Origin of the sequence: Longimonas sp. (assembly GCF_046498435.1) — a bacterium.
Lineage (GTDB): Bacteria > Bacteroidota > Rhodothermia > Rhodothermales > Salinibacteraceae > Longimonas.
Genome location: NZ_JAWOAR010000255.1, coordinates 1 through 9,036, shown reverse-complemented (window position 1 = coordinate 9,036; position 9,036 = coordinate 1). Strand labels below are relative to the sequence as shown.

Here is a 9,036-nt window from a genome sequence, read left to right as displayed (position 1 = left end):
GTCACTTCCACAGTGGCCGCGTGGGCAGCGTTCTGCAGCAGCCGGTTACACAGGGAGTGCGCCTGGGGGTCCACAGGTCCGCCGTCGGTCAGGCCAAAGCGATAGTAGCCGCGGCGACCGCTATCCTGAATCAGGCTGAGAATGCCCGGTGAGAGTATCTTCATGCCGCTCACAGCTCGCCTCCAGCCGCTCCACGCGATGCGTACGGCAGAGATCACGAAGCTCTGATTTGTGCTGTCGGATCGGTCCAGGCATCTTACATTGAATCGATGAGTGCGGTCTACGCCGTGCTATGGCCGCTACAAGACGCGTCCCGTGGCATCACGTTTCCTCCCCATCAGCTTGACGCGCAGCCCGGCGGGCGCGGGCATCGGGGCGGGCCTCGGCATCCAGCTTGGTATCCCAATCTACATTGCGTAGCGTGTCGAGCTGGTCGTAGGCCGTCAGGTCGAGTTGCATGGGTGTTACGGCCACGTAGTTATCGTCGATCGCGGCCAGATCATTCTCGGAGCCCTCATCCAGGTTCACGAACGTGCCCGAAAGCCAGTAATACGGACGATCGAGCGGATCGGTACGGGCCACGAAGCTCTCTTCCCAGCGCGCCTTGGCCTGTCGGGTGATGCGCACGCCCTCAATCTCCTCGAAGGGCAGCGCCGGAATGTTTACGTTCAAGAGGGATCCAGCGGGCAGCCCCTCGTTGAGCACGTGCTGACTCAGCATCCGCGCGTAATAGCCGGCCGCCTCAAACTCGTTCGACGACCAGGAGCAGAGCGAAAACGCAATGGCTGGATAGCCCATAATGGCCGCCTCCGTAGCCGCGCTTACCGTGCCCGAGTAGAGCACGTTTACCGCCGTGTTCGGGCCATGATTGATGCCACTCACCACGAGGTCGGGCGGCGTATCCAGCAGTTCTTGCCCCGCCAGCTTCACGCAGTCGGCAGGCGTCCCGGCAATGGACCACGCCTTGGTAGGGCCCGAGGGCACCTCGAATCCATACGATTGCGCACGGACCGGGTCGCGTACGGTGATGGCATGGCCGACCGCGCTCTGCTCGCTCTCGGGCGCTGCAATGATGAGATCGCCCAGCCCGTCGAGGGCCGACGCCAATGCCTGAATGCCGGGAGCGTCGATGCCGTCGTCGTTGCAGATGAGGATGCTTGGACGGCGCGTGTTGTTCGAGGAAGACATGCAGGTCGGTCGGGTTAGGGCAAAGGACACCAGAAAAGCGATGCAGTTACTCGTAGCTTTCGTCGTCGCTGGGAAAGGAGCGGGTGCGTACGCTGTTTACATAGGTTTGCACCGCCTCGGTGATGGTTTCGTCGAGGCGGGCGAAGCGGCGCACAAAGCGCGGGTGGAAGTCGGTTGTGAGGCCCAGCGCATCGTGCGACACGAGCACCTGACCGTCGCAGTCGGCCCCAGCCCCAATGCCGATGGTGGGGATGTCGAGTGTGTCGGTGACCTGTGCGGCCAGCGACGCCGGGATCTTTTCGAGCACGAGGGCGAAGCAGCCCGCTTCTTCGAGCGCCTGCGCATCGTCGATGAGGCGCTCGGCTTCTTCTTCGGCCCGTGCGCGCACCTTGTACGTGCCGTAGTTGTGGATGCTCTGTGGCAGGAGTCCCAGGTGCCCCATCACCGGAATGCCTGCGGAGATGATGCGGTTTACGGTGGGGAGCACGTCGTGCCCGCCCTCCAGCTTCACCGCATGAGCTTCGGCTTCTTTCATAACGCGGATAGCCGAGGCCAGCGCTTCCTTGGAGTTCCCCTGGTAGGATCCGAACGGCAGATCGACCACGACGAGCGCACGCTGGATAGCGCGGATGACGCACTGCGCGTGGTAGATCATCTGGTCGAGCGTGATGGGCAGCGTGGTCTCATGACCGGCCATCACGTTCGAGGCCGAGTCGCCCACCAGCAGGACATCGGTGCCGGCCTGGTCAAGCAGGCGCGCCGAGGTGTAGTCGTATGCCGTCAGCATGGCGATGGGGACCCCTTCGGCCTTCATGTTTTGGAGGGTTTGCGTGGTGACGCGCGGCACGTCAGCCGGGTCGGGACGGATGGTTTCGGTGCTCATGGGCGGCAGGGCTACAGAGGAACGGTACGAACAGGAGAGCGCAGCAACAGGAGGGTGCAGCAACAGGAGGGTGCAAGGAGCGGATGGAGCATGTGGTGTGTGTAGACACCGTGGCCCCATACGCAAACAGCCGGACCTCCAGAAGGAGACCCGGCTGAGGTGCGGTACATGGGTGCTCAACGATGAGCAGCGCTTAGTTGGTTCCGCCCCCGCCACCCATTGGGTTTTCGGTGTCGAGCGACGGTCCCGGTTCGGCTTCGGTATCCTCAATTTCGATGTCCAGGCGGCTGGCCACATCGCGTGTGATGTTGACCACATCGCTGGTAGAGCCGTTCACGTAGAGCATCGCTTGTTCGCGCAAGACCAGGTCGAGGTTTTGATCGGAAGCGACCTCGTTAATGGCGGTTTGCAGCTCTTCGAGCAGGGGTTGCATCAACTCCATTTCGCGCTGGGCCAGCTCTTGCTCGGCCTCTTGCTGCGAGCGCTGTAGTTCGGCCTGCATCTCGCGGAGTTCGTCTTCTCGCTCTTGCAGGCGCTCATCGGAGAGCAGCCCTTGCTGCTGCTCGTAACGCTGTACCTGCTCCTGAAACTCTTGCTGCTGCTCTTGCAGGTTACCTTGCAGGCGCACCGTTTCTTGCTCAAGCTGTTCTTGCACATCTTCAATGCCTGGCATATTAGCCAGCACTGCTTCCTGATTGGTGAATCCGATGCGCTGTTGCGCCTGTACGTCGGCAGTGCCCCATGCAGCAACGAAGAGGAGCACAAGGGCTGTAACGGAATATCGGTTGAACATAATGGATTGGTTGCGTTCAGAGGGTATCGAAAGCAGATGCTGTGTACACCTGCTGATGTAGCGTGCGCACGGCAGGTACCGCGTCGCAGTCTTCGTAGAGTCAGTTATTGGTTTCGAGTTCAATACCAAGCTCCAGGATGACATCTTCAGTCAGGTCGTGCTGGGGAGCGGCATACATAAAGAGGTACTCACCCGCCGTGTCAAACACGTAATCGTATCCGGCCGACTCAGCAATGTCTTCTACCGCTTCCAGAACCCGCTCTTGAAGCGGGCGCATCAATTCTTGCTGACGCTGGAAGAGCTGTCCTTCGGGGCCGAAGTATTCATCACGCAGGCGTTCGACCTCGCGGCGCGCCTCGCGGATGCGCTCTTGCTGGCGTTCCTGCTCATCGGGCGTGTAGAGTAGTTCGCGCGCCTGGAACTCTTCCACCAGGGCATCGACATCTTCTTCTTGCGCCTCAATTTCTGCTCGCCACTCTTGCTCCAGTTGATCGAGTTCCTCCTGTACCGAGGCATATTCCGGCATCTGCTCCAGCACCTCATCAGAGTCGATGTAAGCAATGTCTTGCTGAGCCGCTGCCGGCTTCATGCTTCCCAAGAGAAAAAGAACAACAAGTGGCAGAGTATAAACGAACCCTGCTGTCCAGTATTGTCTACCCATGGGTACGAGTTGCAAATTCATGATCGCCCCGCACCTGCGTGCCCACACAGACCCACAGGTTGGGGGATGCAGTGCGCTTTTGCATACAAGAAGCTATTGTTGCTGCTGCTGCCCACCCTGTCCGAGCGAGAACTGGAACCGCCAGCCTGGCATTCCATCTTCGCTCTGCTGGAAGGGTACGAAGGTATCGAAGTTATACCCATAATTGAACTCGATCATACCCACGATGGGCAAGAAGAGCTTCACCCCCACACCTGCCGAGCGATAAAGCGAGGACGGGTTGTAGGTCTGAAAGCTATCCCATGTGTTTGCCGCATCGAGGTACAGGTAGGGGGCCGCTTGCAGTTGCTGCGACTCAACGGCCTTGACCCGGAACTCAGATGTATACTTGTTCAGAATACGTCCACCAACCGGCGACACCTGTCCACGAACCGTTTCGCGCGGACCAATGACGCGGGCGGGGTAGCCGCGCATGGGTACGGGTTCGGTACCAAACTGGTAGCCGCTGAAGTCGAAGAGCGTGCCGCCCACTTCGAAGCGCTCAAAGGCAACATCCTCACCTGTAATAGAGCCGATGTAGCCGAATCGTGTGCCTACACTGACTGAGAACCGTTCTCCGATTGGGATATTCCAATCGGTATTGAACCGCCACTTGTGGTACTGAACCAGATCGCCAATAGGCGGCGCAACTTCGGCGGAAAGCCGGATTTTCGACCCTTCGCGTGGAAACATCGGGTTATCCAGCGAATTGCGCGTGAGCGCCTGGTTGTACGTTACGGTTTGGTTAACGCCTTCAGGCAAGCTGGAGAGCAGCCCCCGATCGTTGCGCCAGTACTGGTAGCCCACGCCAAACGACAGATTGAAGTTGTCGTCGGGCCAGCTTAGGCGACGTTCGAAGAACAGGTTGGAACTGATTTGGGTGAAGGTCCCATCGCGCGACCGGTTGTTGCTAATCGATACCGGCTCGCGTGAGAACTGTGTAAAGGAGACAGATCCGCCAATGGGGTTGGGGCGGCCCCGGAACCAGGGCTCGGTAAACGAGAGCGAATAGCTCTGGAAAAAGGTCCCGTTGGTCCGCACGTTAATGCCCAGACGCTGGCCATCGCCCGAGGGGAGCGGGCGCCAGGCGCTTCCATCAAACATGCTCTGGGTTGAGAAATTGTTGAACTGGAAGCCCAGTTGCAGCACCAGTCCGAAACGCCCCCATGTGCCTGAGAGCTCCAACTGGTCGCTTCCGACTTCCTCAAGGTTGTAGGTAAGATTCACCTGTTGCTCCTCGTCATCAACGTCGAGCGCCGGGCCCTCGCCGAGCGACTCTTGGCTGAAGTAGTTGAGCTGCATCAGGCGCCGGATGGATTCTTGGATCGCGCTGCGGCTAAACGTTTGTCCCGGTACCGTAAAGAGTTCGCGGCGCACCACGTGATCTTTAGTTTTGGTATTGCCTGCAACCGTGATGTTACCAAAGTCGTATGTGTCGCCTTCGCGAATATCGATATCGATGTCGAGGGAGTCCTCACCTACCACGCGGATCGACGGCTGGGCGTTGAATTGCAGGTAGCCGCGATCCATGTAGAGGCCTGCTACATCCGACCCTTCGCGGTTGCCTTGCAGGTTTTCGTCGAGACGGCGGCTATTGAAGACATCGCCTTCTTCAAAGCCAAGACGGTTGGCCAGCGCCTCATCAGAATAGACCGTATTGCCTTCCCATTCTACGCTGCGCACATAGTACTGGTGGCCTTCTTCGACTGAGGCCGCTACGACAATATCTTCGTCGTCGGTTTCGCGGATCTCATGCCCTGTGATGCGCGCGTCGTAGTAGCCATTTTCACCGTAGTAGTCGATAACGGCATCCAGGTCGTCCTCTAACACATCGGGGTCGAACGTAGCATTACGCCAGAAGCGCCACCAGCTCTTGGCTTTGTTTTCCTCGAACTGCTTGCGCAGGCGGCGGTCTGAGAATGCTTCATTGCCTTCGAACACAATCTCATCGATTTTCACCTTTTCGCCGCGATCGACCTGAAGCACCAGACGCACTTGGCCGCTCGACATGGTGTTGCGCACCACATTGACCTCTGCATTCAGGTATCCATCTTCCGCATAATGATCTTGGATGATCTGCACGGAGCGCTCAATATCGCTTTGGCGTACAGGGCGCCCCAACAGCAGCGGCAATTCGCTCTCAACATCGCGGCGGTCGCTGCGGTCCATGCCTTGCAGACGCAACTCGCCCAGGCGCGGCTCTGGTGTCACCTCAATGACAAGCCCGACGGTGCTATCGTCGCGCTCTTCTTGATAGATGCGCACATCCGAGAACAAGCGTAGATCGTAGACGGCCCGCACGGCCTCTGCAATAGCCTCGCTACGCGGCAGTTGAATCTCTTGCCCTTCGTTTATGCCGCTGGTTTGTAGCACCAGATCGCGGGCGCGATCTTCAGCGCCTTCAACGCGAACCGAGGAAACCGTTAGCGTGGTTTGCTCAGTCATCGGCGCAGCGCCTTCAGGCGGCGGGCCTTCTTCAGGCATAGGTGTAGGCTCAGGCTCCGGGGTCGGCATCGGATCAGGCTCAACCTGCCCATACGCCGGTCCGGCAAGACCGCCGACAAACAGAAGAAGCAGCGCCAAAAGCCCGGCCCATCGAGCACTGCATCGAGCACTGCATCGAGCACGGGGTCGTGTACGGGTTGAAGTCGCGATCACAACAAGGGGCTGTGGTGGAGAAAAACAGCAGAGGGGCGTACCCAGCGCAACGTGCACCGGGACTCAATTCGTATGGTCGTCTATTGTGTGCTACGGGTTGAGTGCAGCGAATCTGGTGTGCTGTCTGTCGTATGACGTATCAGGCTGTGCGTTAACCAGTGCTGCCTCAATTCTCATTTTGATGATCATCCTGAAATTATCCTCCAACGGAAGCATGTCATGGTGAGCGCAGTCGGGGAAACCATCTTCTCGACGTTCAGCGGGAGCCGTTCAGGACAGCGCTACATCCGCCACATCTCGGTTCGACACGTAGAATCATCGTTGACAAAGCACTATCGTTGACAAAGCACTACGTGTCAGATGCATAGCTTTTGTGTCCATTTACCGGCACCTGTCCAAATCGGCGGTCCCGGTCCTGATAGCTACGGATGGCTTCGTACAACTGCTCGCGGCGGAAGTCTGGCCAGTAGCAATCGGTGATGTAGAGCTCCGAGTATGCACTTTGCCAGAGCATGAAGTTGGAGAGCCGATACTCGCCACCGGTACGAATGAGCAAATCGGGATCCGGAATGGATCCCGTATCGAGCAGGCTGCCCACAATCTCCTCGTCTACGTCCTCAGGGTCGAGCACACCATTGGCCACCATCGTAGCCAGCTGGCGGGCGGCTTCTGTCATATCCCAGCGGCCGCTGTACGAGAGCGCAAGCACGAGAGTCAAACCGGTGTTCGAGGCGGTCTTACGCACCGTTTGTTGAATCTCGCGTTGACACTGCCTTGGCAGTTGGGAGAGGTCGCCAATGGTTTTCATGCGCACGTTATTTTCCATCAAGTTAGGGCGCTCTTTACGCACCGCGTGCGCCATGAGCCGCATGATGGCCTTCACCTCAACAGTCGGGCGATCCCAGTTCTCCGTGCTAAAGGTATAGAGCGTAAGATATTGTACATCGAGCTGCGAACACGCCTCAACGATGTCGCGCACCGACTCAACGCCTTCATAATGCCCGGCATAGCGCACCTGGCTGCGCTGTTGCGCCCAGCGCCCGTTTCCGTCCATAATCGCCGCCACATGCTGCGGCACTTCCCCTCGCTTGTGCAACAGCTCTTGCAGTTCTGCGTCGTTGTCCACGTTGGCAGGCGGGTGATGGATAGAAAACAGACGGTTGGATAAGAGCCGCCCTTTCGCATCCGCACGCAGTGCGCACGGCAGCCGAGACGACGGCGTAGCAGGCTTATATCCTGCGTTACACGTATTTCCAATGTATCTGCACGAACAGGGACAAGCAACGTTTCATGCAAGCCCCCATCATCTATATGCAGAATCATCCAAGCTGTGGTCCGCATGCACGGGGACGCTGGGCCAACCTACAGCTTACAGGCGCAAGATGTCGTTGAAGATAAGGAAGATCATAAAGCCCAACAGAAGCAGCATTCCCACTTGCTGCGCGATCAGGCGCACGCGGGTAGAGGGCGGGCGCCGGGTAATGCCTTCGTAAATCAGAAAGACCAACTGCCCTCCATCCAGCGCTGGAATCGGCAGGATGTTCATAATAGCCAGCGTGATCGACAGAATCGCAACGATCCGCCAGAAATCCACCGCCCCTGCCGATGCGGCCTGGCTCGTCACTTGCGCAATGCGCACGGGCCCCCCCAGGTTGTCGCGCACGTTATCGCGCCCTACAACGATGCGCTTTAGGCTTACGACGATATTTTCGGCATACGACCATGTTTCCGCCGTCCCTGCTACGAGCGCCTCGCCTGGCGAAAAGGTGCGGGTGCGCTGCCCAAACTCGGACGCCAGCATGTCGGGCGATGGCGCAGCAATGCCTAAGAGGTAGCGTCCATCGTCGTCTTGTTCGGGTGTGATGGTGGCCTCGTATAGCGCACCGCGATCTGTGCGCGCCATCGGCTCGGGGTCGTCGTCTTGCTGCAAGGAATCGGCTCGGAGCCATCGGATGGTCGTTGGGTTCCCCTCAGACGTCTGAATGCGATCCGCCATCTCTTGCCAGAACCGAATCGAGTCGCCTGCCACATGCACTACGCGGTCGCCCGTGCGCATCCCCGCCTCAGCAGCCGGACGCCCCTCGGGTGCAGCTCCCACCAGCGGCGGTGTAAACGAAATGCCCAGCGGCGAGCCAACCGTCTGACTACTGGCACGGCTGATCTGCGTCATAATGTCGCGCGGCCCGACCAGCGTTTCCGAGGTGCCGCTGCGGTCTACCGTAATCGTTAGCGTATCTGCCAGAAGCGCGCCCGGATTTAGCTGGTCGAACGTCTCAAACGCCTCCCCATTCACCGCAGCAATCTGATCGCCCGTGCGCAAGCCCATGCCGTGGGCAACCGATCCTTCCTGTACATAGACCGACTCAATGTTTTCGGCAGGAATGTACGACTCGCCCGTGCTCCACTTAATCCCTGCAAAAATGAGGGCAGCCAGAAACACATTAAAGATCACGCCCGCCGTAATCACAATAATGCGTTGCCACACCGGCTTCGACCGAAATTCGTGCGGCTCGGGCTCGGCCTCAATGTGCTCAGTGTCCAGATTCTCATCGATCATGCCGCTAATCTTTACGTATCCGCCCAGCGGCGTCGCCCCAATAACGTACTCGGTGTCTCCCATACGCCGCCCAAAAACAGTTGGCGGAAACCCGATCGAGAAGCGCTCCACTCGCATCCCGAAGTACTTAGCCGTAAGGAAGTGTCCGAGTTCATGAATGAAGACCAGAATCGTGAGGGCGAGCAACACCCAGGCCGTCGAGGTAAGAATGCTCAGCAGCAACTCCATGCGTGCGCCGTGCGATGGGATCAATGAAG

The 9,036-nt window shown here is 58.6% G+C and carries 7 protein-coding genes; all 7 read right to left on the bottom strand.

Annotation, left to right across the window (positions count from 1 at the left end):
• Positions 1–321 precede the first annotated feature (321 nt).
• A complete protein-coding gene (gene surE, locus R6U20_RS09805; protein ID WP_410337677.1) occupies positions 322–1,188 on the bottom strand; it encodes a 5'/3'-nucleotidase SurE in 867 nt (288 codons plus the stop codon).
• Between the two features lie 46 nt (positions 1,189–1,234).
• Positions 1,235–2,071, bottom strand: coding sequence for a 3-methyl-2-oxobutanoate hydroxymethyltransferase (gene panB / locus R6U20_RS09800; RefSeq protein ID WP_410337676.1), 837 nt, complete (start codon positions 2,069–2,071; stop codon positions 1,235–1,237).
• 193 nt (positions 2,072–2,264) lie between these two features.
• Positions 2,265–2,864, bottom strand: a complete 600-nt coding sequence (locus R6U20_RS09795) for an OmpH family outer membrane protein (protein ID WP_410337675.1) — start codon at positions 2,862–2,864, stop codon at positions 2,265–2,267.
• A 100-nt stretch (positions 2,865–2,964) separates the two neighbouring features.
• Entirely contained in the window at positions 2,965–3,453 is a 489-nt protein-coding gene (locus tag R6U20_RS09790) for an OmpH family outer membrane protein (RefSeq protein ID WP_410337674.1), read from the bottom strand.
• Between the two features lie 165 nt (positions 3,454–3,618).
• Positions 3,619–6,147 (bottom strand): outer membrane protein assembly factor BamA, encoded by a 2,529-nt coding sequence (bamA, locus tag R6U20_RS09785; RefSeq protein WP_410337673.1) that lies wholly within the window; start codon positions 6,145–6,147, stop codon positions 3,619–3,621.
• Between the two features lie 424 nt (positions 6,148–6,571).
• A complete protein-coding gene (locus R6U20_RS09780) occupies positions 6,572–7,348 on the bottom strand; it encodes an isoprenyl transferase (RefSeq protein ID WP_410337672.1) in 777 nt (258 codons plus the stop codon).
• 243 nt (positions 7,349–7,591) lie between these two features.
• Positions 7,592–9,036, bottom strand: a 1,445-nt coding sequence (gene rseP, locus R6U20_RS09775; RefSeq protein WP_410337671.1) for an RIP metalloprotease RseP, incomplete at its 5' end; no start/stop codon positions are given.

Excerpts from the sequence above, each read along its gene's own strand:
- surE (WP_410337677.1), bottom strand. The coding sequence starts at position 1,188 with ATGTCTTCCTCGAACAACACGCGCCGTCCAAGCATCCTCATCTGCAAC.
- panB (WP_410337676.1), bottom strand. The coding sequence starts at position 2,071 with ATGAGCACCGAAACCATCCGTCCCGACCCGGCTGACGTGCCGCGCGTC.
- R6U20_RS09795 (WP_410337675.1), bottom strand. The coding sequence starts at position 2,864 with ATGTTCAACCGATATTCCGTTACAGCCCTTGTGCTCCTCTTCGTTGCT.
- R6U20_RS09790 (WP_410337674.1), bottom strand. The coding sequence starts at position 3,453 with ATGAAGCCGGCAGCGGCTCAGCAAGACATTGCTTACATCGACTCTGAT.